Annotated in this window: 1 rRNA gene; it reads left to right on the plus strand. The window is 56.2% G+C overall.

Going from position 1 to position 1,195, the window contains the following annotated elements:
• Positions 1-1,173, plus strand: a 23S ribosomal RNA gene (locus ACWC24_RS41875); the annotation flags it as partial.
• Between the last annotated feature and the right edge of the window lie 22 nt (positions 1,174-1,195).

Raw genomic sequence — 1,195 nt, forward strand, 5'->3', positions numbered from 1 at the left:
TGAGCTGGGGGTGGCCGCAGAGACCAGCGAGAAGCGACTGTTTACTAAAAACACAGGTCCGTGCGAAGCCGTAAGGCGATGTATACGGACTGACGCCTGCCCGGTGCTGGAACGTTAAGGGGACCGGTTAGTCAAACTTCGGTTTGGCGAAGCTGAGAACTTAAGCGCCAGTAAACGGCGGTGGTAACTATAACCATCCTAAGGTAGCGAAATTCCTTGTCGGGTAAGTTCCGACCTGCACGAATGGCGTAACGACTTCTCGACTGTCTCAACCATAGGCCCGGTGAAATTGCACTACGAGTAAAGATGCTCGTTTCGCGCAGCAGGACGGAAAGACCCCGGGACCTTTACTACAGTTTGATATTGGTGTTCGGTTCGGCTTGTGTAGGATAGCTGGGAGACTGTGAAGCTCGGACGCCAGTTCGGGTGGAGTCGTCGTTGAAATACCAGTCTGGTCGTGCTGGATGTCTAACCTGGGTCCGTGATCCGGATCAGGGACAGTGTCTGATGGGTAGTTTAACTGGGGCGGTTGCCTCCTAAAGAGTAACGGAGGCGCCCAAAGGTTCCCTCAGCCTGGTTGGCAATCAGGTGTTGAGTGTAAGTGCACAAGGGAGCTTGACTGTGAGACCGACGGGTCGAGCAGGGACGAAAGTCGGGACTAGTGATCCGGCGGTGGCTTGTGGAAGCGCCGTCGCTCAACGGATAAAAGGTACCCCGGGGATAACAGGCTGATCTTCCCCAAGAGTCCATATCGACGGGATGGTTTGGCACCTCGATGTCGGCTCGTCGCATCCTGGGGCTGGAGTCGGTCCCAAGGGTTGGGCTGTTCGCCCATTAAAGCGGTACGCGAGCTGGGTTTAGAACGTCGTGAGACAGTTCGGTCCCTATCCGCTGCGCGCGCAGGAATATTGAGAAGGGCTGTCCCTAGTACGAGAGGACCGGGACGGACGAACCTCTGGTGTGCCAGTTGTTCTGCCAAGGGCATGGCTGGTTGGCTACGTTCGGGAGGGATAACCGCTGAAAGCATCTAAGCGGGAAGCCTGCTTCGAGATGAGTATTCCCACCCACTTGATGGGGTAAGGCTCCCAGTAGACGACTGGGTTGATAGGCCGGATCTGGAAGCCCAGTAATGGGTGGAGGTGACCGGTACTAATAGGCCGAGGGCTTGTCCTCAGTTGCTCGCGTCCACTGTGTT

The sequence above is a fragment of the Streptomyces sp. NPDC001443 genome (assembly GCF_053597355.1).